General features: G+C 72.1%; 17 protein-coding genes and 1 pseudogene. 6 read left to right on the top strand and 12 right to left on the bottom strand.

The features are described from left to right. Positions 1-162 precede the first annotated feature (162 nt). The 4 genes from AB0P17_RS15050 to AB0P17_RS15065 are packed head-to-tail and all read right to left on the bottom strand — an operon-like array spanning position 163 to position 6,267. The gene (locus AB0P17_RS15050) at positions 163-1,050 is read right to left on the bottom strand and encodes a carbohydrate ABC transporter permease (protein WP_365811029.1); all 888 of its coding nucleotides are present in this window, start codon (positions 1,048-1,050) and stop codon (positions 163-165) included. Then, positions 1,047-2,033, bottom strand: coding sequence for a sugar ABC transporter permease (locus AB0P17_RS15055; protein WP_365811031.1), 987 nt, complete (start codon positions 2,031-2,033; stop codon positions 1,047-1,049). The genes AB0P17_RS15050 and AB0P17_RS15055 overlap by 4 nt, the downstream gene beginning before the upstream one ends. Next, positions 2,030-3,340, bottom strand: a complete 1,311-nt coding sequence (locus AB0P17_RS15060; RefSeq protein WP_365811033.1) for an extracellular solute-binding protein — start codon at positions 3,338-3,340, stop codon at positions 2,030-2,032. Before AB0P17_RS15060 ends, AB0P17_RS15055 begins: the two co-directional genes overlap by 4 nt. Next, the gene (locus AB0P17_RS15065; protein WP_365811035.1) at positions 3,337-6,267 is read right to left on the bottom strand and encodes a family 78 glycoside hydrolase catalytic domain; all 2,931 of its coding nucleotides are present in this window, start codon (positions 6,265-6,267) and stop codon (positions 3,337-3,339) included. The genes AB0P17_RS15060 and AB0P17_RS15065 overlap by 4 nt, the downstream gene beginning before the upstream one ends. 414 nt (positions 6,268-6,681) lie before the next feature. Here AB0P17_RS15065 and AB0P17_RS15070 point away from each other — a divergent pair, with 414 nt between their 5' ends. After that, positions 6,682-8,295 (top strand): alkaline phosphatase D family protein, encoded by a 1,614-nt coding sequence (locus AB0P17_RS15070; RefSeq protein WP_365811036.1) that lies wholly within the window; start codon positions 6,682-6,684, stop codon positions 8,293-8,295. Between the two features lie 115 nt (positions 8,296-8,410). Here AB0P17_RS15070 and aspA read toward each other — a convergent pair whose 3' ends face one another. The 7 genes from aspA to AB0P17_RS15105 form a co-directional block, all read right to left on the bottom strand. After that, positions 8,411-9,829, bottom strand: a complete 1,419-nt coding sequence (gene aspA / locus AB0P17_RS15075) for an aspartate ammonia-lyase (RefSeq protein ID WP_365811038.1) — start codon at positions 9,827-9,829, stop codon at positions 8,411-8,413. Between the two features lie 352 nt (positions 9,830-10,181). Next, positions 10,182-11,285 (bottom strand): asparaginase, encoded by a 1,104-nt coding sequence (locus AB0P17_RS15080; protein WP_365811040.1) that lies wholly within the window; start codon positions 11,283-11,285, stop codon positions 10,182-10,184. Next, positions 11,282-12,796: an amino acid permease gene (locus AB0P17_RS15085; protein ID WP_365811042.1), complete on the bottom strand. Its 1,515-nt coding sequence runs from the start codon at positions 12,794-12,796 to the stop codon at positions 11,282-11,284. The genes AB0P17_RS15080 and AB0P17_RS15085 overlap by 4 nt, the downstream gene beginning before the upstream one ends. Continuing rightward, on the bottom strand, positions 12,793-13,530 hold the full coding sequence (locus AB0P17_RS15090; RefSeq protein WP_365811044.1) for a FadR/GntR family transcriptional regulator: 738 nt from the start codon (positions 13,528-13,530) through the stop codon (positions 12,793-12,795). The genes AB0P17_RS15085 and AB0P17_RS15090 overlap by 4 nt, the downstream gene beginning before the upstream one ends. A 119-nt stretch (positions 13,531-13,649) precedes the next feature. Beyond that, a complete protein-coding gene (locus AB0P17_RS15095) occupies positions 13,650-14,609 on the bottom strand; it encodes a TauD/TfdA family dioxygenase (RefSeq protein WP_365811046.1) in 960 nt (319 codons plus the stop codon). Between the two features lie 354 nt (positions 14,610-14,963). Next, a complete protein-coding gene (locus tag AB0P17_RS15100) occupies positions 14,964-15,587 on the bottom strand; it encodes a peptide deformylase (RefSeq protein WP_365811048.1) in 624 nt (207 codons plus the stop codon). 126 nt (positions 15,588-15,713) lie between these two features. Then, positions 15,714-16,154: an SPW repeat protein gene (locus tag AB0P17_RS15105; RefSeq protein WP_365811050.1), complete on the bottom strand. Its 441-nt coding sequence runs from the start codon at positions 16,152-16,154 to the stop codon at positions 15,714-15,716. Between the two features lie 201 nt (positions 16,155-16,355). Between AB0P17_RS15105 and AB0P17_RS15110 the strand changes: the two genes are divergently transcribed. The 5 genes and pseudogenes from AB0P17_RS15110 to AB0P17_RS15130 all read left to right on the top strand — a co-directional run bounded on the left by AB0P17_RS15110 (position 16,356) and on the right by AB0P17_RS15130 (position 21,521). Then, positions 16,356-17,045: a GntR family transcriptional regulator gene (locus AB0P17_RS15110; protein WP_365811052.1), complete on the top strand. Its 690-nt coding sequence runs from the start codon at positions 16,356-16,358 to the stop codon at positions 17,043-17,045. A 94-nt stretch (positions 17,046-17,139) separates the two neighbouring features. Continuing rightward, positions 17,140-18,149 (top strand): annotated as a pseudogene (locus AB0P17_RS15115) (1-aminocyclopropane-1-carboxylate deaminase). A gap of 195 nt (positions 18,150-18,344) precedes the next feature. Continuing rightward, the gene (locus tag AB0P17_RS15120) at positions 18,345-19,211 is read left to right on the top strand and encodes a hypothetical protein (protein WP_365811053.1); all 867 of its coding nucleotides are present in this window, start codon (positions 18,345-18,347) and stop codon (positions 19,209-19,211) included. 100 nt (positions 19,212-19,311) lie between these two features. Beyond that, positions 19,312-20,022: a response regulator transcription factor gene (locus AB0P17_RS15125; protein ID WP_365811315.1), complete on the top strand. Its 711-nt coding sequence runs from the start codon at positions 19,312-19,314 to the stop codon at positions 20,020-20,022. Next, entirely contained in the window at positions 20,019-21,521 is a 1,503-nt protein-coding gene (locus AB0P17_RS15130) for an ATP-binding protein (RefSeq protein WP_365811054.1), read from the top strand. Before AB0P17_RS15125 ends, AB0P17_RS15130 begins: the two co-directional genes overlap by 4 nt. On the opposite strand, the gene AB0P17_RS15135 is transcribed toward AB0P17_RS15130, so the two are convergent. Further along, positions 21,496-22,350, bottom strand: a complete 855-nt coding sequence (locus AB0P17_RS15135) for a hypothetical protein (protein ID WP_365811055.1) — start codon at positions 22,348-22,350, stop codon at positions 21,496-21,498. The two genes, AB0P17_RS15130 and AB0P17_RS15135, sit on opposite strands and share 26 nt — an antisense overlap. Positions 22,351-22,452: the final 102 nt, after the last annotated feature.

Below are 22,452 nucleotides of genomic sequence, written 5' to 3' on the forward strand. Positions count from 1 at the left end.
GGTGACCGCGCGGCCGACCGGCTCGCCTCGTAGCCCTGCGCCTCGTGGCCCTGCGATCCGTCCCTCGCCCGCCGTCGGCCGGGCGTCCCCGGCGGCCGAGCACCCGCCGCAGCCGGGCCGTCCTCTCCGCCGGGCATCCGCCTCAGCCCATGAGGCCGTGCCTCAGCCCTTGAGGCCGCTCGCGAACCCCTTGATGACATAGCGCTGGAGCAGCAGGAACACGATCAGTATCGGCAGCGCGGCCAGTACCAGTCCGGCGAAGACCAGGCCGTAGTCGGAGACGTACTGGCCGACGAAGGAGAACACCCCCACGGGCACGGTCTCCTTACCGGAGCCGCCGAGGTAGAGCAACGGGGTGAAGAAGTCGTTCCAGATGAACACCGCGTTCAGGATGATCACGGTGCCGGTGATGGGCCGCAGCAGGGGGAAGACGATCCGGGTGAAGGCCTGCCGGTGGTCGCAGCCGTCGATCAACGCCGCCTGCGCGTAGTCCGCGGGCAGGGCGCGGATGAAGCCGGTGTAGAGGAAGACGGTGAACGGGAGCTGGATGCCCGTGTAGAAGAGGACCATGCCCTGGTAGGTGCCGAGCCAGCCGAGGCTGTCGACCAGCTTGTAGAGCGGGATCATGCCGAGCTGGAACGGCAGCACGATCCCGAGCAGGAAGAGGACGTAGAGCCCGTACCCGAGGCCGCGTGCCCGGCGGGCCAGGTAGTAGGCGCCGGTGGAGCCGAGGACGATCAGCAGGAGCAGGCTGACGGTGGTGATGAGCGCGCTGCTGACCAGGGCGGGGCCGAGCGAGGCGGAGGACCAGGCGTCCCCGAAGTTGGCGAAGGTGGGCGGCGCGGGCGGGGACAGCGGCGACTCGGCGATCTGCCGGGGGTCCTTCATCGCCAGGGTGACCAGCGCGTACACCGGGAAGAGGAAGACCACCGCGACGGCGATCATCACCAGTTCCAGGGCGTAGCCCCCGAACCGGGAGCGGGTCCGGCGGCGTTGACGCGCGTTCCGGGCCGCGGCGGCGTCCTGCGGGGCGGTGGCGGTGGTGCTCACGCGGTGACCTCCCGGGCACGCAGATAGCGGAGCTGGACCAGGGAGACGGCGGCGACGAACAGCGCGAGGACGAGTGCCACCGCGGTGCTGTAGCCGAACTTGCCGTAGACGAAGGCCTCTTTGTAGAGCACCGTGGACAGGGTCTCGCTGGAGGTGCCGGGGCCGCCGTTGGTGGCGGCGTACACCTGGTCGAAGAGTTTCAGCCCTCCGATGGTCGACAGCATCAGGTTGATCGTGAGCGCCGGGGCGAGCAGCGGCCAGGTCACGTAGCGGAAGCGCTGCCAGGCGCCCGCGCCGTCGATCCGCGCCGCCTCGTGGAGTTCGGCGGGCACGCCCTGGAGCCCGGCGAGAAAGATGACCATCGAGTACCCCGCGTACTGCCAGACCACCATCGCGGCGACCGACCAGAGGGCGAGCGCGGGGTTGCCGAGCCAGTCCTGGCGCAGCCCGCCGAGCCCGACGGCGCCGAGGATCCCGTTGAGCCCGGCGCCGTCGTCGGGGTTGTACACGTACTTCCAGAGGAAGGCGACCATGACGGGGCTGACGACGGCGGGCGCGAAGAAGATCACGCGGAGCAGGGAGCGCGATCTGATGTTGGCGTGCACGCCGAGCGCCAGCAGCAGGCCGATGCCGTTCTGGACGACGACCACGGCGAGGGTGAGCAGCAGGGTGTTGGCGACGGACTCCAGAGCGCGCCTGTCGTCCAGCAGCGTACGGAAGTTGTCCACGCCGACGAAGGAGAAGCCGCCGACGCCGGACCAGTCCGTGAAGGCGTAGACGACGCCCGCGAGGCTCGGGTAGAGGACGACGACGGCGTACACCACGAGCGCGGGAACGACGAAGCCCCACGGGGGGAGGGTGCCGTCGCGCACCCGGCGGGCGGTGCGCGCCGCCCCGCTCCCGTCCGTCTTCCGGGCCGTCCCGGGGGCGGCGGGGGACGGCGGCCCCGGGCGCGGTGTGGTCCGCTCGGGCAGGGGGTTCACGATGTCTTGCCGTAGGCCGCGTCCAGCTGTCCCAGCGCGCCCTTGACGTCCGTCTTGCCCGCGAGGAGATCCTGTACGGCGGCGAAGTGGGCGGGCTGCACCTCCGCGTTGGGCCATGCCTGGTCCATGAAGGGGACGGCGCGGTCGGCGTCGATGATCGGCAGGAAGTCCGCCAGCACGGGGTCGATCCTGGTCGTGGCGTCGCGCTGGAACGGGATCGCGGAGACGGCGGTCGCCCAGGCGTTGATGTTCTCCTGCCGGCCGAGGAAGTCGACGAACGCCTTGGCCTTGTCCGGGTTCTTGGCGTGGGCGGCGACGCCCAGTCCGACCACGATCCCCGCCGGTATCCACAGTTGGGCGGCGTTGTCACCGCCGGGGAAGGGGAACATGGCCAGGTCGTCGGGGGTCCTGGTGGCGTCGCGGAAGGTGGAGAGCACCGCGGAGACCTGCACGGCCATGGCCGCCTTGCCGCTCGCGACGAGGGAGGCCTGCTGCTCGAAGGTGGTGCCGTTGGGGTTGTCGTTGAAGAAGCCCTTGGTCTGGAGTTCCTTGTACTTGCCGAGGGCGTCGGCCCAGCCGGAGTCGGCGAACGTGGTGCGTCCGGCGGCCATGTCGGCGTCGAAGCCGGGGGTCGTGGCGTAGACCGCGTTGGGGACGAGGGCGTACGTGATGAGCTGGGTGACCCAGGGCGTCTGCGCGCCGAGGGCGATCGGCACGATGCCCTTGGCCTTCAGCGTGGCGCAGACGTCGAGGAGTTCGGCCCAGGTCGTGGGCGGCTGGACACCGGCCTTGGCGAAGGTCTTCTTGTTGTAAATGGCGCCGATGACGCTGCTGCCGGCCGAGTAGAGGTAGGTCTTGCCCTCGTAGCGGTAGGCGGCGTCGAAGTTCTTGGGTATGCCCTGGGTCCACTTCTGCGCCGAGAGGTCGGTGAGCAGCCCCGCCTTGGCCAGCTCGACCATGGACATGGCGCTTCCGCTGCCGGGGAACAGGACGTGCACGTCGGGGGCGTTGCCGCCGGCGAGCTGGGTGCGTACGACGGTCTGGACCTGGTCGGTGGGGGCGAAGGAGGTGGCGAAGGTGTCGTCGGGGTGGCTCTTGCGGTAGGCGGCCAGCAGTTCCTCGACGGGCTTCTGCTGGTCGGCGACGCCGACGATACGCACCTTGCCGTCGCCGGAACCGCCGGAACCCGCACACGCGGTGAGGGCCGGGGGCAGTGCGGCGAGGGCCGCCGCCCCGCCGCCCATGCGGAGCAGCCCTCGTCGGCTGAGCGTGCCGGGGAGGGGCGGGACGCGGGAACCCGTGGTCATGTCATGTCCTCCTCGTGGGGGCCGGCGTGCGTCGGCGTCGCCGGGCCTGGTGTGCGCGGGAGTGCGGCGGCGCGGTGCAGCGGTCCGCGCTCCGGTGTGCCCGCCGGTACGTAGGCGGCGGTGAAGCGGTAGACGCCGGAGGCCACGCGGTAGACGGCGCGGCCGGGGCCGGTCCCGGCGAAGGTGAGGTGGGCGCCGTCGACGGGTACCTCGCCGGACTCGCGGACGGACCGGGGGTCGGTGGTGGGTACGTGGATCTCGGCGGTGGCGCCCGGGGGCACCCGGACCCGCAGGGAGAGCGTGTCGCCGCGCCGTTCCCAGCGGACGGTGACCGTGCCGCGGACCGATTCGTACCGGGCGCTCGCGTGGGTGAGGTCGCCGGGGGCGGGGCGTACGGTCAGGTGCCGGTAGCCGGTGGAGTCGGCGCTCTGGTCGAGTCCGGCGACGCCCCGGTAGAGCCATTCGCCGATCGAGCCGAGCGCGTAGTGGTTGAAGGAGTTCATCGCCGGGGCCCGGAAGCCGGCGTCGGGGGTCCAGCCGTCCCAGCGCTCCCAGATCGTGGTGGCGCCGTGGTGCAGCGGGAAGAGCCAGGAGGGTGCTTCGGTACGGCGCAGCAGGGCGTGGGCGAGGTCGGCGCGGCCGTGCGCGTCCAGGACGGGCGCGGCGAGCGCGACCCCGAGGAAGCCGGTGACGAGTCCGGGGCCCGCGGACTCGACCAGTTCGGCGAGGCGCCGGGCGGCCGCGGGCGCCTGTTCTCCGGGGAGCAGGTGGAAGGCGAGCGCGAGGAGGTAGCCGGTCTGCGTGTCGCCGTCGATCCGCAGGGAGTCGCCGTCCGGGCCGTCCTGCCCGTCCTGCCCGTCCGGGCCCGGCGTCCGGGTGACGAAGCGGTCGTTGAAGGCGGCCCGGACGCCGGCGGCCAGCCGGTGGTGCTCGCGGGCGAGGTCGTGGTGGCCGAGCACCTCGGCGGCGCGTGCGGTGAGGTGGGCGCTGTGCGCGAAGTAGGCGGTGGCGACGACCTCGCGCGGGGTCGGGGTGCCGGGGGCCAGCCAGTCGGAGAAGTGCGGGCCGACGCGGTGGCGCCAGACGAGGTCCGGGTTGTGACGGCGGATCAGCTCCACCCAGGCGCACATGCCGGGCAGCGCGCGGACGAGGAAGCGCGGGTCGTCGTACGTACGGTAGAGGTGCCAGGGGATGATGACGCCCGCGTCGGCCCAGCCGGGGGCTCCTTCGTCGGCGACCCCCACGAGGCGCGGGGCGACGTTGGTGAAGCCGCCGTCGGGGGTGCGGGCGTCGTCCACGTCGCGCAGCCACTTGGTGAAGAACGCGGCGACGTCGGCGTTGAGGGCGGCCGTGGGCAGGAAGACCTGCGCGTCCGCGAGCCAGCCGAGGCGTTCGTCGCGCTGCGGGCAGTCGGTGGGCACGCTGACGAAGTTGGAGCGCTGGCCCCAGGTGACGCAGTCGTGGAGCCGCCGGATGTCCGGGTCGGAGCAGTCGAACGAGCCGGCCCACGGGGTGTCGCTGTGCAGCGCGACGGCGACGATGTCCGGCGCGGCCAGCTCGGCGAGGCCGGTGACCTCGGCGTAGCGGAAGCCGTGGTAGGTGAAGCGCGGCTCGAAGACGGTGTGCGCCCGCCCGTCACCGATGAGCAGGTCGGTCGCGGCGGCCGTGCGCAGGTTGGCGGTGTAGAGCTCACCGTCCTCGTCCAGGACCTCGGCGTGGCGCAGCGTCACCCGGGCGCCGTGGGCGAGGCCGTCGACGCGCAGCCGTACCCGCCCGGCGAGGTTCTGGCCGAAGTCGACGACATGGACGCCGTCGCGCAGCCGGGTGACCGTACGGGGGGTCAGTTCGGCGGTGGCCCGCACGGGTTCGTCGGGCGCGGCGACGAGCAGCCGGTGGTCGGCGTCCGTGACCCGCGCGGGCGACCAGTCGGCGTCGTCGAAGCCGGGCAGGTCCCAGCCGTCGGCGGAGCGGCGCAGATCGTGGCACTCGCCCATGAGCAGGTCGGCATGGCGAACCGTTCCGGTACGGGTGCGCCAGGTGTGGTCGGTGACGACTCTCGTGGTGCGGCCGTCGGCGTCGACCAGGTGGAGTTCGGCCAGCAGCTGGGGCGTCGAGCCGTAGTGGGCACCCGCCCTGCGGGGTTCGAAGCCGACGAACCCGCTCCACCAGCCGTCGGCGACGGTCGCGGCGAGGACGTTCTCGCCGCCGCCGTCCCGGATCAGTTCCGTCACGTCGTACGTCTGGTACTGGATCCGGTGGTGGTAGTCGGTCCAGCCGGGGGCGAGTTCGGCGTCGCCGACCCGGGTGCCGTTGAGCCGGATCTCGTAGAGCCCGCGCGCGCTCACGTACAGCCGGGCGCGGCTGACGGCCCCGGGGATGCCGGGGAACGCGCGCCGCAGGACGGGGCAGGGGGTGAGCCCGTGGTGGTCGAGGGCCGCCTCGCCCTCGGTCGGCGCGTCCATCACCTCGATCGGGTCAGGGTCGTGGGTGATCCAGCTCGCGCGCCAGCCGTCGCCTGCGGGGCGATCAACGGCCGGGTCGACGGCCGGGTCGACGGCCGGCGCCATGACGAGGCCGGTCTCGAACCAGGTGCCGGCCGCCGAGGGAGCCCCCGGCCCGGCCGGGTCGACGGTGACCTGCCAGTGGTAGCGGGTACGGGGCTCCAGCGCGGGCCCGGTGTAGCGGACGCCGACCGCCCGGGAGTCCGTCAGCGGACCGCTGTCCCAGAGGGGTTCACCCCCCGCGGCGAGGTCCTCGGGCCGCCGCCCGACCCGTACCCGGTGCCCGGCCGGGTCGTCGCCCCGGCGGTCGGAGGCGAGCCGCCACGAGAGCAGCGGTCCGGGCTCGTCGATTCCCAGGGGGGTGACGCGGTGGTCGCAGCGCAGACCGTAGGGGCGCAGGCGCCCCGCTGCGGAGGGACCGGACACGGACACGTCCTTCCTGCGCGCCTTGGGGCCGGTCGTAACGACAGGCCCTGACGGCGCGTCACCATCGTTCCTACGCCGTCGTCCACCACCCACCCGGCGTGAAGACGACACGTCTCCATGTGAAATCTAACGTGAATTCTGTGGCGTGGACACTATGAGCCGCCCGCGAGAGGTGTCAAGGGTGTTACACAGGGCTGGTCGGACACCTCATGGCGCGATCGGCCGGCACCGCGATGCCGCCGTACAGTCGCCTGCGACAGGCGTTGTCGACCTGGCGGCGGGTGGTCTTGTGACGGGTGAATACGTGTGATATTCACCGTGTGATTACAACATGAACGGACGTTAAATCACGCGTCATTTCCGCCTCGGGTCACGCGGGAATCGCGCACGACGAACGGACGAGGATTCATGCGGATGAACAGTGGGATCAGCACCAGCGGAACCACCTCGGCCACCGGGTTCGGGAGAAGGGCGATGCTCGGCGCCACCGGAACGGTCGCACTGGCGGTCGCGGCGGGCAATCTGTCGGCGGGCCGGGCGGGCGCCGCCGAACGCCGCCTCCGCGAGGACCCGTTCACGCTCGGGGTCGCATCGGGCGACCCCTGGCCGGACGGCTTCGTCCTCTGGACCCGGCTGGCGCCGCACCCGCTCGCCCCCGACGGAACCGGCGGCATGGACCCGCGCGCGGTCACGGTCTACTGGGAGGTGGCGGAGGACGAGCGCTTCCGGCGCGTCGTACGCCGGGGCTGGACCCGGGCGGTGGCCGAACTCGCCCATTCCGTCCACGTCGAGGTCAGCGGACTCAGACCCGGCCGCCAGTACTACTACCGCTTCCGTGCCGGCGGCGTGCTCTCCCCCGTCGGCCGCTCGCGCACCGCGCCCGCGCCGCACAGCGACCCCCGCTCCCTGAACTTCGCGTTCGTCTCCTGCCAGGCGTGGTTCGAGGGGTTCTACACCGCCTACCGGCATCTCGCCGACGAGGACGTCGATCTGGTCCTCCATCTCGGCGACTACATCTACGAGAACCCCATCGACGCCATGGGCGGCGTGCGCAAGACCCCCGTCGCCGCCGAGCTGCGCCCCGAGCCGATGGACCTGACCCAGTACCGCAACCGGCACGCGCTGCACCGCTTCGACAACGACCTCATCGCCGCTCACCAGGCCCATCCGTTCGCCGTCGTGTGGGACGACCACGAGGTGGAGGACAACTGGGCCGGTGACATCTCCAAGCACCCGGACGTCGACCCGGCGACATTCCGGGTGCGCGCGGCAGCGGCGTTCCAGGCGTACTACGAACACCTGCCCCTGCGGCTGCCGAACAAGCCGCGCGGCTTCGACGCCCGGATGTACCGGAGTCTGCGGTACGGGCGGATGGCGACGTTCCACATCCTCGACACCCGGCTGTACCGCGACGACCAGCCGTGCGGCGACGGCACCAAGACCGGTTGCGAGGAGCGGCTCGACCCCGACCGCACCATCCTCGGCGCGGAGCAGGAACGATGGCTCTACAACAGCCTGGGCCGCTCCGACGCGAAGTGGAACCTGATCCCCCAGCAGATCGCCATGAACCAGGTGGACACCGACCCCGGTCCCGGCCAGTCCTTCGTGATGGACTTCTGGGACGGCTATGTGGCCTCCCGCGAACGGCTCTTCAAGGAGATCACCGACCGGAACGTGGCCAACCCCGTCGTGCTCACCGGTGACATGCACCGCCATCTCGCGGCGGACCTCAAGCGGAACTTCGACGACCCGGACTCCCCCGCCATCGGGGTCGAGTTCGTCGGCACCTCCATCTCGACCAAGATGGACGGCATGGACCTGGACCCGTCCGGGGCGAACCTGCTGGCCGCCAACCGGCACATCAAGTTCACCAACTACCAGCGCGGTTACGTCCGCTGCTCCCTCACCCCGCGCAGCTGCCGCGCCGACTTCCGGGTGCTGCCGTACGTCACCACCCCGGGCGCGCCGGTGTCGACGCGGATGTCCTTCGTCACCGAGGCGGGCCGGCCGGGCGTGCAGCCCGTCTGACCGGACGCGCAGGTGCGCGCGGGCGCGCCGGTCCCGTACTCGCGGAGTCTCAGGAAAACCCGACGAGAGTACGTACGGACCGGCGCGCCCGCGGAGGGGCCGCGGGTGCGGCGTTTTACGGGGCGACGGGGCGCGGCCCCGTACCGGCGATCTCCTCGGGGCGCAGCAGCGCCGCGAGCCGGTCGGCCGGGAGGAGCCCGCGCTCCAGCACGAGTTCGGCGACGCCCCGGCCGGTGGCCAGCGCCTCCTTGGCGATCTCGGTCGCGGCGGTGTAGCCGATGTGCGGGTTGAGCGCGGTGACGAGCCCGATGGAGTTCTCGACGGTCGCGCGCAGCGTCTCGGTGTTGGCGGTGATGCCGGAGACACAGCGTTCGGCGAGGGTGACGCAGGCGGCCCGCAGATGGGTGATGCTCTCCGAGAGCGAGTGCAGGATGATCGGCTCGAAGGCGTTGAGCTGGAGCTGCCCCGCCTCGGCGGCCATGGTGATGGTGACGTCGTTGCCGATCACCTCGAAGGCGACCTGGTTGACGACTTCGGGGATCACCGGGTTGACCTTGCCGGGCATGATGCTCGACCCGGCCTGCACCGGCGGCAGGTTGATCTCGGCGAAGCCCGCGCGCGGCCCGGAGGAGAGCAGCCGCAGATCGTTGCAGCTCTTGGAGAGCTTGACCGCGATGCGCTTGAGCACTCCGGAGAGATGGACGAAGGCGCCGCAGTCCTGGGTGGCCTCCACGAGGTTGGCCGCGGTGACCAGGGGCAGCCCGGTGAGGTCCGAGAGATGGCGGCGGGCGGCCTCCGCGTAGCCGGCGGGAGCGTTGAGACCGGTGCCGATGGCCGTCGCGCCGAGGTTGATCTCGTGGATGAGGAGGACGGCCTCGGCCAGCCGGCTCTGGTCCTCCTCCAGCATCACCGCGTACGCCGAGAACTCCTGGCCGAGCGTCATGGGCACGGCGTCCTGGAGCTGGGTGCGCCCCATCTTGAGGATGTCGTGGAACTCCGCCGCCTTGGCGGCGAACGCCTCGCGCAGAACGGTCATCGCGTCGAGCAGTTCGCGCACGGCGATGATCGTGGCCACGTTGACGGCGGTCGGGTAGACGTCGTTCGTGGACTGGCTGAGGTTGACGTCCTCGTTGGGGTGCAGGTGCGTGTAGTCGCCCTTGGCGTGCCCGAGGAGCTCCAGCGCCCGGTTGGCGATCACCTCGTTGGCGTTCATGTTGGTCGAGGTGCCGGCGCCGCCCTGGATGACGTCCACGACGAACTGGTCGTGGAACCTGCCCTCCTCCCGGATCTCCCGGCAGGCGGCGGCGATGGCCGCGGCCTTCTCCCCGGCGAGCAGCCCGAGGTCCTCGTTGGCGCGGGCCGCGGCCTCCTTCACGGCGGCGAGCGCGTTGATCAGATGCGGGTAGGCGGAGATGGCCGTACCGGTGATGGGGAAGTTCTCCGAGGCGCGCAGCGTGTGCACGCCCCAGTACGCGTCGGCGGGTATGTGGCGGTCGCCGAGCAGATCGTGTTCGGAGCGGTGGCCGGCAGTCATGTCGCAGGGGTGGCAACGGTTTGTCGATGAAAAGGGCATAAGGACCTACTAGCTCGTTTGGGTGATGATCACGGGATCGGCTTGCGGCGTCGGAGGGCCAGCGGAGTAGCGTCGGCGATGCGACCTGGGACGCCGGGTGTGGTGTCGGCGTGCGGGGCCCCTGTTCCACCAGCGAGATGGCTCAGGGCCTCCCCGTCGCCTCCGGCCACACCCAATTGGCCAGGTTGTGAGGGACTCCGCCCGCCCGGTGCGGACCACGGACAGGATCCGTGCCGCCTCCCGGGACGCGAAAGCGGACGACCAGTGCGCCCAAGACCGTTCGGGGCGTGCCAGTGCGCGGACCCACCCCCGCTCACTGCTCAGGAACGGTTCCTTCGTGAGGGTGGGCGGACCGTGCGGACAGAACGACAGACCCATCGGACGAGGCGGGCTCCGGAATCGATACGGGAGCCAGCGCGCCCGCCGCCCGCAGGCTCCCCACCTCCTGGCCGCCGCCGAGCACGGGGGTACGGGCGAACGGGGCGAGGATGCCGGGGTCGACGCCGCACCGGGCGAGGGCCGCGGCGGTCACCGGCATCCTGGCGCGGTCCGCGCCGTCGGCGATCTTCACGCCGACGGCCCGGCCGTCCGGGAGCGCCGCGACCTGGACGCCCTCGAAGCCGTCCTTGGCGAGCAGTCCGGGCACGGCCCGCATCAGACCGGCCACGTCCCGGCCGGCGCCGGCGACCAGCTCCGGGTGGGCCCGCATGGCGCCCGCGACGCGGCCCTCGTCGGTGTCGGGGGCCGCGGCCGCCAGCCGGGCGAAGGCGCGGGTGAGTCCGTGCAGGGAGACGGAGAACAGCGGGGCGCCGCAGCCGTCGACGGTGACGCGGGCGATGCGCTGTCCCGTCAGCTCCTCCACGGTCTGGGCGATCGCCTTCTGGAGCGGGTGGCCCGGGTCGAGATAGCCGGTCAGGGGCCACTGCCGGGTCAGCGCGGTCCTGAGCATGGAGGCGTGCTTGCCCGAGCAGTTCTGGGCGAGGCGGCTGGGCCCGAGGCCCCGGCGCAGCCACGCCTCGCGCTCCGCGACGCCGTACGGCAGATCGGGGGTGTTGGCCAGGTCGGCCTCGGTGAGCCCGGCGGAGTCGAGGATGCGCCGGGCCACGGCGAGGTGGGTCTCCGCGCCGGAGTGGCTGGCCGCGGTGAGGGCGAGCGCCTCGTCGTCGGGCACGGGGAGCCCGGCGCGGAGCAGGGCGACCGCCTGGAGGGGCTTGAGCGCGGAGCGCGGATAGAACGCGGCCTCGATGTCCCCGGCCAGGAACTCCACGCTGCCGTCGGCCGCCAGGACGACGACCGAGCCGTGGTGGACACCCTCGATGATGCCTCCCCGTACGACGTGGGCGAGGGGCACATGGCCCGGCGCGCGGACGACGGGAGGCTCGCCCGGGGTGCGGCGCGGCGTGGTGGGGTGGCTCATGGTCGGCTCTCGGTGTTCTGGTCGCGGTCGGTGGTGCCGGCGCGTTCGAGGGCCGCCGCGTCCCTGAGGGCCCCGACCCGGCCCCGTACCAGGTACCAGCCGCCGACCAGCGCCGCGGCGATCAGCGGCAGGGCCAGCACCGTCGTGCGGCCCGCGCCGCCGTCCGCGTACATCAGGACCAGGACGGATCCGAGGAAGATCAGGGTGATGATCTCGGTGTACGGCGAGCCGGGGAGCTGGTAGGAGGGGCGGGAGAGCAGCCCCGCCCGCGTCTTCCGCCAGAAGAGCAGGTGGCAGATCATGATCATGGACCAGGTGGCGAGGATGCCGAGCGCCGCGAAGTTCAGGACGATCTCGAACGCCTTGCTGGGCACGACGTAGTTGAGGCCGACGCCGAGCACACAGATGCCGGAGGTGAGCAGGATGCCGCCGTACGGCACCTGGCTGCGGCTCATCACCCCGGTGAACCTCGGCGCGGAGCCCGACTTCGCCATGGAGCGCAGGATGCGTCCGGTGGAGTAGAGGCCGGAGTTGAGGCTGGACATCGCGGCGGTGAGGACGACGAGGTTCATCACGTCGCCCGCCGCGGGGATGCCGATGTTGGAGAGCACGGTGACGAAGGGGCTCTCACCGGCGGAGTACTTGTTCCAGGGCAGCAGCATCGTCAGCAGCACGACCGAGCCGACGTAGAAGAGGGCCACGCGCCACATGATGGAGTTGATCGCCTTGGGCATGATCTTCTCCGGCTCCTTGGTCTCACCGGCCGTGACACCGACCAGCTCGACCGAGGCGTACGCGAAGACGACGCCCTGGATGACCAGCAGCATCGGGAGCATCCCGGCCGGGAAGAGGCCGCCGTTTCCAGTGATCAGGGACGGCCCGGGGGTGTGGCCGTCGACCGGGTGCTGGGTGGCCAGCAGGAAGATACCGATGAGCATGAACAGGACGAGCGCGCCGACCTTGATGATCGCGAACCAGAACTCCAGTTCGCCGAAGATCTTCACGGATATGAGGTTCACGGTCAGCACGACCGCGAGGGCGATCAGGGCGAGCACCCACTGCGGTATGTCGGAGAACATGCCCCAGTAGTGGGTGTACGTCGCCACCGCCGTGATGTCGGCGATCCCGGTGGTCGCCCAGTTCAGGAAGTACATCCAGCCGGCGACGAAGGCGCCCTTCTCGCCCATGAACTCACGGGCGTAGCTGACGAACGCCCCGGAGGACGGCCGGTGCAGGACCAGCTCGCCGAGGGCACGTACCACGAGGAAGGCGAAGAGGCCGCAGACCGCGTAGGCGACGGCGAGGGAGGGGCCCGCACTGGCCAGCCGGCCGCCGGCGCCGAGGAAGAGCCCGGTGCCGATGGCCCCGCCGATGGCGATCATGTTGATGTGCCGGGACTTCAGGGTCTTGCTGTATCCGGCGTCACCGGCGTCGACATGGGCGCCCGCGGAAACCGGTGGTTTCTCCGGCGGACACGCCTGCTGCTCGGTCTGAAGGGATTGCTCGCTCACGCCTGGTCTTCGCCTTCTTCGGGGGGTGCCGTGCGGTGGGGGGACCGCACGATGGTGGTCAGGGTCGACTCGACCCGTGCGAGGTGGTGGGTCATGGCGTCGACGGCGTCGTCCTCGGACTGCTCGACGAGGGCTTCGACGATCGCCCGGTGCTCCAGGTTGGACTGCTCACGCCGCCCGCCGAGTTCGTTGAGGAACGCCGACTGGCGGGCCAGCGCGTCGCGGATCTCCTCTATGACCCGGCGGAAGACCGGGTTCTGGGCCGCCTGGGCGACCGAGAGGTGGAAGAGGGTGTCCATCGCCACCCACGCGGTGGTGTCGGTCTCGTGTTCCATCCGCTCCAGCAGATGGGTGAGGTGGTCGAGATCCTCGGCGGTACGGCGGGTCGCCGCGTACCCGGCGACCGGGATCTCCACATGGCGGCGCACCTCCAGGAGGTCGCTCGCCGAGTAGTCGCCGAAGGTGGGATCCTCCACCGGGCCGTTGGAGACGACGAAGGTGCCTTTTCCGGTGCGTGAGACGGTCAGTCCCATGACCTGGAGTGCCCGCAGGGCCTCTCGGAGCACGGGCCGGCTCACTTCGAGACGGCGGCAGAGCTCCGCCTCGGAGGGCAGCTTCTCCCCCACCGCGTACTCGCTCCGCTCGATGGCGCTCCGGAGATGGTTCAGCACGGCTTCCATCGCGCTGATCCTTCTGGGCAGGGCCCCGGCTGTCTGGCTGTCTGACAGGTTCACCCGGGCATCGTGAGGTGCGTGAACCGGAACTGTCAAGAGTCTGAACTGGGATCTTCCGGGTCCCGGAGGCTCGGCGGAGCCTCCGGGACCGTCCCGCGCCCGTCCGGCGGACGGGCCGGTCAGAAGGGCCGGTCGCCCGCGATGGCGACGCGTTCGGCGACGCGGCGGTGCGGGGCGTAGTCGCTCACGGCGTAGTGCTGGGTGGCGCGGTTGTCCCAGAAGGCGATGTCGCCCGCCCCCCAGCGGAACCGCACCTGGAACTCGGGGACATGGGCCTGCTGGAACAGCAGCCGCAGCAGCCGGTCGCTCTCCGCCCGCTCCAGCCCCACGATCCGGGTGGTGAAGGACGCGTTGACGAAGAGCATCCGCCGTCCGGTGTCGGGGTGGCGGCGCACCACCGGGTGCTCGACCGGCGGGAACTCGTCCTGGAAGGCGGCCAGTCGCTCGGCCGAGTAGAAGCGGGAGAAGCCCGGAATGTAGTCGTGGACGGCGCGGGCGCCGTCGATACGGTCCTTCACCTCCCGGGGGAGGTTGTCGTACGCGGCGGCCATGTCGGCCCACATCGTGTCGCCGCCGGACGGCGGCACCTCGCGCAGCTGCAGTACGGCGCCGAGCGCGGGCCGCTCCCGGAAGGTGACGTCGGTGTGCCAGACGTTCTCGAAGGTGGGGACCGCGGTGCGGTCGAAGCGGACGACGTCCGGCGCGCCGGCCGTGGCGAGCAGTGGGTTGGTCTCCAACTCGCCCCAGTTCAGGGCGAAGGCGCGCTGCTCCCCGGAGGTGAGGTGCTGGCCGCGGAAGAAGAGCACCTTCCACTCCAGCAGGGCGCGGTCGAGTTCGGCGCGTACGGCGGGCTCCAGGGAGCGGGACAGGTCGAGGCCCCGGATCTCGGCGCCGATGGTGCGCGCCTGTGGCACGAGGCCGAAGAGTTCGTACGGCCGCTCCTGCCACCCCTCCGGGAGGCGGCGCAGTTCCCGGTGGCCTTCGTAGAGGCCGTCGGCGGGGATGCGGTGGTCGCGCAGCGGGGGCGGTACGGGGGCGGCGGGCGCGGAGGCGGAGGCGGGTACGGCTGTGGTGGTCACAGGGCTCCTCAGTTCGGCACGGCGGAGTGGGTGCGACGGGCAACGCGAGGGTGGTGCCTGGAGATACCGGCCCGGGCCGGGGCGGGGTCAGCGGCCGGCTACGGAGCTACCGGGCCCTCGGCGCGGATCAGCGGCAGGGACAGCAGAGCGCCGGGGGAGAACCCACCCGGCCTCGGCGGCGCAGAAAACTGACGCCGCGGGGCGCGCACACACCGTGGGGGTCGCCGAAGCGCGACTCCACCGCACGGAGAGAAGAATGCGTGCCCATGGCAGGCACCGTACCTCAGGAACAGCCGGTCCGTCCCTTCCTCGGGCAACTCGGATGACTCAGGCGACTCAAGTGACCCGGGCGACTCAGGTGAGAGGAAAGCCCAGTTCCCGGGCGGCGAGGGCGGGGGTCGGCTGGGACCAGCGCTCGGTGAGGTGGTGGGTGGCGGAGAGCGAGCGGGTCTCGGCCAGGTCGAGGTAGAGCGTTCCGTCGAGATGGTCCGTCTCGTGCTGGACGATCCGGGCCGGCCATCCCGAGAACTCCTCGTCGGTCTCCCGTCCCCGTTCGTCCTGGCCCCGGAGCCGTACCGTCCGGTGCCTGGCCACCACGGCCGCCCAGCCGGGGACGCTGAGGCACCCCTCGAAGAAGGCGGCGCGGTCCTCGCCGACGGGCTCGTACGACGGGTTGACCAGCACCCGGAAGGGCTGCGGGACGCGGCCCCGGGCCGCGAGGACCTCCTCGGGCACCTGCGCGGCGTCCTCGATGACCGCGATCCGCAGCGGGATCCCGATCTGGGGCGCCGCCAGCCCCACGCCGGGGGCGGCGTGCATCGTCTCGCGCAGGAGCCGGACCAGGCGCGCCAGCCGCTCCTCCCCCAACTGTCCTTCGTACGGGGCCGCCGGGCGTCGCAGGACCGGGTCACCGGCGGCGACGACGGGCGGCGTCCCGGGGGTTTCGAGCAGGGCGTCCACATGGTCGATGAGCGTCATCGCGCCATGGTCCCACTGCCCCGGGACCACCGGGATCACAGGGACCACCGAGAACCGGTTCCGTACGGAGCGCGGCCGGCCCGCTCGGGGACGGGCCGGCCGCGCCCGGTGCGCGGACCGTGCCGCTCACACCTTCCGGGCGGCTCTCATCGCCGTACCGGCACAGGCCAGTCCGAACAGGAACGTGAGTGCGCCGATGACGACGTTGGTCCAGATGACGCCCGCGTCGGGAGCGGTGCCGACGATCCATGGAGCGATGATCAGCCAGACACCCATGGCGCACAGGGCCCAGCTCAGCCCGGCCATCCGCACCGGGGCGAGGGTGAGGCCGAGCGCCATGACGACGATCGCGATCCCCATGATCAGGTTGTGTGCCGCGAGGGCCGGCTGGTTCAGGGTGAAGTGGACGATCCAGGGCGACAAAGCACAGAACAGGCCGACGAGGAACACCGGCCCGTCCAGGAGCGCCGCACCGCGCCCGCCGAGCATGCGGGCGTACCTCGCGCGCATCTCGGGAACATCGGGGTGACTGGACAGGTCGCCCCTCGAATGTGAGACGTCGGCCATACGACTCGCCTCCTTCGTTCGTGCAAGTCTGACCGCGATGTACGGCATCGAGCCGCAACACCCCCAGTTTGCGCGCTTTCCTGACTTTTGTGTAGCAGTCACCGCATACAGAATTTTTATTTACCGATATGACAGGTGAGGGCATCTGCCCCGCTTTCCCCACCCTTGACAGCGTTCCCAAAGACGCATGCAATATATTGCATGCCGATTCCCGATACCTCGCTCGCCGGCCGGGTCCTGCTGCGGGACCGCGCCTTCACCGCCCTGCGGGACGCCATCGTCGACGGCACGCTGCGGCCCGGGGAGCAGCTCCGGGAGGGCGAGCTGGAGCGCTGGATCGGGGTGAGCCGTACCCCGATCCGCGAGGCACTGATGCGGCTGGAGCGCAGCGGTCTGGTGGTCAGCAGGCCCGGCCGGTCGACCCGGGTGAGCGCGCTCGACGACCGGGCGGTGCGGGACGCCCAGCCGGTGGTGGCGGCCCTGCACGAGCTGGCCGTACGGCTCGCCACTCCGGCGCTCACCCCGGCGGACATCGAGGCGATGCGGGCCGGGAACGCGGCGTTCGCGGCGGCGCTGGAGCGCGGTGACGTGACGGCGGCGCTGGCGGCCGACGACGCCCTGCACCAGATCTGCGTGACGGCCGCGTCCAACACCGTCGTCACCGAGGTGCTCGACCAGTACGGACCGCTGCTGCGCCGCGTCGAGCGGGTCCGGTTCTCCTCCGCGGCCGGCCTCGGCTCGGTCGCGCTGCACGACCGGATGATCGATGCCTGCGCGGCCGGTGACGGGGCCACCGCGGCGGCGTTCGCGCACATGACCTGGATGACCCTCGCCGGCCCGGGCCCCGCGCCGGAGGTCTCCGGCGGTCACGGACTGGTCCGCGCCCGCTGAGCGGGCGCCGCCCGCCCCCGTACGGCGCCTCGCGCTCCCCGCACACTCCCCCACGCGCCCCGCACCACCACCGACCGAGCGAGAGGAACCCCCCGTGGCGATCGAGGACTTCGCACGCTATCCGCTGCTCTTCGGCCCGAGCCCGATCCACCGGCTGGAGCGGTTGAGCGGTCACCTGGGCGGCGCGGCCGTCTGGGCCAAGCGCGAGGACTGCAACTCCGGGCTCGCGTACGGCGGCAACAAGACCCGCAAGCTGGAGTACATCGTCCCCGACATCCTGGAGCAGGGCGCGGACACCCTGGTCTCGATCGGCGGGTACCAGTCGAACCACACCCGACAGGTGGCCGCCGTCGCCGCCCGGCTCGGCCTGAAGGCCCGGCTCGTGCAGGAGAAGTGGGTCGACTGGCCCGGCCCCGTGAACGACAAGGTGGGCAACATCCTGCTCTCCCGGATCATGGGCGCGGACGTCCGCCTCGACCCGGCGGGCTTCGGCATCGGGATCAAGGACTCCTGGCAGCAGGCGCTGGACGAGGTCCGCGCCGAGGGCGGCACGCCGTACGCGATCCCGGCCGGCGCCTCGGAACACCGGCTCGGCGGCCTCGGGTTCGCCAACTGGGCGTACGAGGTGGAGCGCCAGGAGGCCGAGCACGGCGTCTTCTTCGACACGATCGTCGTCTGCAGTGTCACGGGCTCCACGCAGGCCGGGATGATCGCCGGGTTCGCCGGGCAGGCCAGGCCCCGGCGGGTCATCGGCATCGACGCGTCCGCCAGGATCGAGGAGACCCGGGACCAGGTGGAGCGGATCGCCCGCCACACGGCGGAGCTGATCGGCCTCGGACGCGACCTGCGCGACGACGAGATCAGCCTCCTCGAAGGCTGGGCGGGCGACCGTTACGGTGTTCCCGTCGAGTCGACGCTGGAGGCCATCCGGCTCACGGGCCGTCTGGAGGGGATGATCATCGATCCGGTGTACGAGGGAAAGTCGATGGCCGGGCTCATGGATCTGGTCCGTACCGGCGAGATCGGCAAGGACTCGACCGTGCGCTCTACGCCCACCTCGGCGGCCAGCCCGCCCTGAACGCGTACAGCGGCGCCTTCGCCTGACCTGCGGGGACCGGGGCGACACCGGGGCGACACCGGGACAGCGCCCGGTGGTCCCGGGGCCCGGAAGGGGTGGTCCGGGGCCGCCTTTTCGGCTCCGGACCGGCTCCGGATAAGCAGTTGAAGGAAATAGCACTCGATGTAGTGATCTATAACGGCAAATCGACCCATAAGATCTCAACGACCGTTGATCACGGCATGGAACCCAGAGAGTTGTGGGAGCGTCACTCCGTGCTGGCGGCGGCCTTCTGCGGCAGTGACGACCAGGTCCGGGAAGCCCAGGGGATTCTCGACGAGGCGCAGGCGGGCCGGACCCGGATGCTCGCCGCCTTCGCCGTGACCGTCGGCAGCGACGGCGCCGTCGCCAACCTTCTCGGACTCCACGAGCGCGAGGTACGGCTCGCCCGGCGCACCGTCGGCAAGGACGACGCCCGTACGGTCGCCAAGCACCTCCTCGCCGTCGAACCCGATGACCTCCGGACGCAGGTGACGGCACCGGTCGAGTCCCCGGCCGGTCCCTCGGCCACCGGGTTCGGCTCGGGACCGCACGCGGCGGACTTCCCGGGCGCCGAGCAGCCGCTGTCCCCGGTCCAGACACCGCTCCCGGCGCACACCCCGGGCCAGCCCGTACCGGTCGCGGACACCGCCTGGTCGGCGGCGCTGGACGCCGTCCTGGTGGGCGGCTGGCACACCGGACTCGATCTGACCGCGCTGGCCACGGAGTTCGGCCTGGAGCTGGCCCATCTGGTCGCCCGGGTCCAGCGGCTCTCCGCGGAGGGCCGCCTCAACCAGCCGTCGGTCCACGAGGACCGGGCGGGCCGGCACCGGCGGCTCGACGCCGTTCCCCAGACGGAGCTGGGCGGCCACTCCTCCGGCGGGGCCCCGGGCCACGCGGTGCCGTTTCCGCGGAGCAACGACGACATCAACTGGCAGCAGATTCCGCCCCACACGTCCCCGTGGGACAACACCACAGCGACGCAGACCGACTGGAACGGCATCGTCAGCCACTGGCACCACACCGCTCCCGCGACCCAGACCTGGGAGCCCTCGAACCAGTACACCTGAGCCCGGCCCCGGCAGGGTGGCCGCCCGGCAGGCCGCGGGAGCGAAGGATCCACGGCCCGGCGGTCCGGTGCTCGTACGCGACATACTGGGCGGCGTGACCATGCACCGCGTCCTGATCGTCGAGGACGACCACGGCCTGCGGGACGTGCTCGCCCGGGGCCTGCGCGACGAGGACTTCGACGTCGTGACCGCCGCCGACGGCGCCGGGGCGCTGCGGGCCGCCGACGCCCGGGTGGACGCGGTGGTCCTGGACATCGGGCTGCCGGACTCCGACGGCCGCGACGTCTGCCAGGCCATGCGGGCCGCGGGGATCACCGCCCCGGTGGTCTTCCTGACCGCGCACGACACCCTCACCGACCGGCTCTCCGGCTTCTCCTCCGGCGGTGACGACTATCTCGCCAAGCCCTTCCATCTCGCCGAACTCGCGGCGCGCGTCCGGGCCGCCCTCCGGCGCGCGGGACGCGACCCGGCGATCGACGTGCGGGGGCTGCGGCTCGATCCCGTACGGCACGAGCTGACGGCGCGGGACACGGCCGTGCCGCTGACACCGACCGAGTTCCGGCTGCTGGCCTGTCTGATGGCCGCGCCGGGTACCGCCGTACGCCGCCGGGCCCTGCTGCGGGCGGGCTGGCCGGAGGGGGCGCAGGTGAGCGACAACACGCTGGACCAGTATCTGACCCGGCTGCGCCGCAAGCTGCGGGCGGCGGGCGCCGCGCACGGGATCAGCACCGTACGGGGCGTCGGCTACCGCTTCGACCACGGCGCGGGCGGGACCGCCGACGGGGCGGCCGACCGGACGGGACCGGTGTGACGCGCGAGCCCCGGGAGCGGCCGGATCCGCCGGGCCGGTCGGGGCGGCTGGAGCGGCTCGGACGGCTGAGGCGGCTCGGACGGCTGGGGCGGCTCGGGCGGCTGGAGCGGCTCGGGCGGCGGTTCGCGCGGCGGCTGTCGGCGCGCACGCTGCGTGGCCGGCTGGCGCTGGTCGCGCTGGTCACCAGCGCGCTCTGGGTCGCCGTCCTGACCACCGCGTTCAACCTGGCACTGGACAGCAGGCTGCGCGCGCAGGCCGACGACGTCCTGCGGACGAAGGCGGAGGCCGTCGCCACCACCGTCGAGGTACGGCCGGACGGCCGGCTCGTGGTCCATGAACCGGCCCAGGACCAGGCGCTGGACACCGGGGTGTGGATCTACCAGGGCCGGCGCGCGATCGAGTCCCCGCCCGGCGCGCCGCCCGCGCTGCGGCGGAGCGCGGACGCGCTGGCGGGCCGGGCGCGGGCGTTCGCCGAGGTCTCCGAGCCCTCCGCCACCCGGCTCTACGCGCTGCCGGTCCGGGGGCCCGACGGGAGCCGTGCGGGCACGGTGGTCGCCTCGGTCGGGCTCGACCCGTACCGCTCCACCGCCGACACGGCTCTGGTGGCGTCGGTCGTGCTGGGCGCGCTGCTGCTGTGCGCCGTCTATCCGCTGACCCGGCTCGTCGTCCGGCGGGCCCTGCGGCCGGTCGGGGCGATGAGCGCGCAGGCCGCGCAGTGGAGCGAGGAGGGCGCCGCCCGGCGCTTCGGCACCGCCGACCGGCCGGCCGAACTGACCGCCCTCGCCGCCAGCCTCGACGAACTGCTCGACCGGCTCGCCGCGGTCCTGCGCCATGAACAGCAGCAGGCGGCGGAGCTCTCCCACGAACTGCGCACCCCGCTGGCCCGGATCACCGCGGAGGCCGACTGGCTGACGTCGCGCCCACGCGACGCCGCGGAGCGGCGGGCCGCCCACGAGGCGATCGCGGGCGCGGCGGCCACCATGCGGCAGATCTGCGACAGCCTCCTCTCCGAGGCACGCACCCGCGAGGCGCCGGTGCCCGGCCGCTGCCGGCTGCCGGAGCTGACCGGGGCGCTGGCCGCGCGGGTGACCGCCGACCATCCGCAGGCGCCGCCGGTGCGCGCCCGCGCCGCCGCCGGGACTCCTGCCGGGGCCATGATCACGGCCGGTGTCTCGGCGGCGGTCGCTGAGCGGATCCTGATGCCGCTCCTGGACAACGCCCGGCGTTACGCCGTGCGCTCCGTCGTGATCGAGTACGCGGCGGTGCCGGGGGCCGTCGAGGTGAGCGTCGTGGACGACGGCCCGGGCGTCCCGGCGGAGTTCGTCCCCTCGCTCTTCGAGCCCGGCCGCCGGGCCACCCCCGGCGACGGACACGACGGGGCGGGGCTGGGACTGGCGCTGGCGCGCCGGCTGGCCAGGGCGGCCGGCGGTGACATCACCCTGGAGCGCGCGGGCGACGGCAGCGGGGCGCGGTTCACCGTACGTCTTCCGGCAGGATGACCCGGCCTCCCGCGTGGCCGGGGACCGGCGCGGGCGCCCGGCCCTCCGCCGCCACGTCCCGCTTCGTACGGGCGAGATGGACGACGAGGGCGACGATCACGGCGAGGAAGAGCAGGCTGGTGCCCACGGTGCCGAGCCCGAGTCCGCCGTCCCCGGCCGGCTGGGACAGGTAGTCGCCGAGCGAGGCACCCAGCGGGCGGGTGAGGACGTACGCGGTCCAGAACGCCAGGACGGCGTCGAGGTCGAGGGCCCGGTACGCGAGCGCCACGACGGCGATCAGCGCCGCGAAGACGACGGCCGAGACCCAGTAGCCGAGACCCAGGCGCTCGGCCGTGAGGTCTCCGGCCGAGGTGCCCAGTGCGAAGGTGAACAGGATCGCGAGCCAGTAGAAGCACTCCCTGCGGCGGGTCCGCACGGTGTGGATCGACAGCGTGCGCTCACTCGCGTACCAGAGGGCGAAGGTCACGGCCAGAGCGAGCGCGAACACCCAGGTGGTCGTGGTCAGCGGCACGCCGAGACGGTCGGTGAGGTTGTCGCTGACCAGTGTCCCGACCACGCTGATCAGGACGACGGTCAGCCAGTAGCGGCCCGGCACGTAGGCGCGCGCCCGGAACTGGAAGAGGAGCGCGACGAGCAGGAGGGCCCCCATCACGTACGAGGTGTTGGCGAGCCCCAGGCCCAGGTTGGCGTTGAGCAGGTCGGCCGCGGTCTCCCCCACCGTGGTGCACAGGACTTTGATGACCCAGAAGTAGACAGTGACCTCGGGAACCTTGTTCAGCGTCTCGCGTCCGCGGGGCCGGGCCGCCGCGGCGTGCTTGTTGGTCGTCATGCACGGGAGGCTGACAGGCCGTACCTGAAGACTTCCTGACCGGCGGCGGCACGGACCGCCGGAGCCGTCCCGATCCGTGGCCATTACATCCACATTGTGAGA

Origin of the sequence: Streptomyces sp. NPDC088124 (assembly GCF_040685895.1) — a bacterium.
Classification (GTDB): domain Bacteria; phylum Actinomycetota; class Actinomycetes; order Streptomycetales; family Streptomycetaceae; genus Streptomyces.

What these genes read in the sequence shown, in the direction of transcription:
- AB0P17_RS15110 (WP_365811052.1), top strand. Translation starts at nt 16,356, where the DNA reads ATGCCGATTCCCGATACCTCGCTCGCCGGCCGGGTCCTGCTGCGGGAC.
- AB0P17_RS15100 (WP_365811048.1), bottom strand. Translation starts at nt 15,587, where the DNA reads ATGACGCTCATCGACCATGTGGACGCCCTGCTCGAAACCCCCGGGACG.
- AB0P17_RS15120 (WP_365811053.1), top strand. Translation starts at nt 18,345, where the DNA reads ATGGAACCCAGAGAGTTGTGGGAGCGTCACTCCGTGCTGGCGGCGGCC.
- AB0P17_RS15105 (WP_365811050.1), bottom strand. Translation starts at nt 16,154, where the DNA reads ATGGCCGACGTCTCACATTCGAGGGGCGACCTGTCCAGTCACCCCGAT.
- AB0P17_RS15070 (WP_365811036.1), top strand. Translation starts at nt 6,682, where the DNA reads ATGAACAGTGGGATCAGCACCAGCGGAACCACCTCGGCCACCGGGTTC.
- AB0P17_RS15080 (WP_365811040.1), bottom strand. Translation starts at nt 11,285, where the DNA reads ATGAGCCACCCCACCACGCCGCGCCGCACCCCGGGCGAGCCTCCCGTC.
- AB0P17_RS15060 (WP_365811033.1), bottom strand. Translation starts at nt 3,340, where the DNA reads ATGACCACGGGTTCCCGCGTCCCGCCCCTCCCCGGCACGCTCAGCCGA.
- AB0P17_RS15135 (WP_365811055.1), bottom strand. Translation starts at nt 22,350, where the DNA reads ATGACGACCAACAAGCACGCCGCGGCGGCCCGGCCCCGCGGACGCGAG.
- aspA (WP_365811038.1), bottom strand. Translation starts at nt 9,829, where the DNA reads ATGACTGCCGGCCACCGCTCCGAACACGATCTGCTCGGCGACCGCCAC.
- AB0P17_RS15125 (WP_365811315.1), top strand. Translation starts at nt 19,312, where the DNA reads ATGCACCGCGTCCTGATCGTCGAGGACGACCACGGCCTGCGGGACGTG.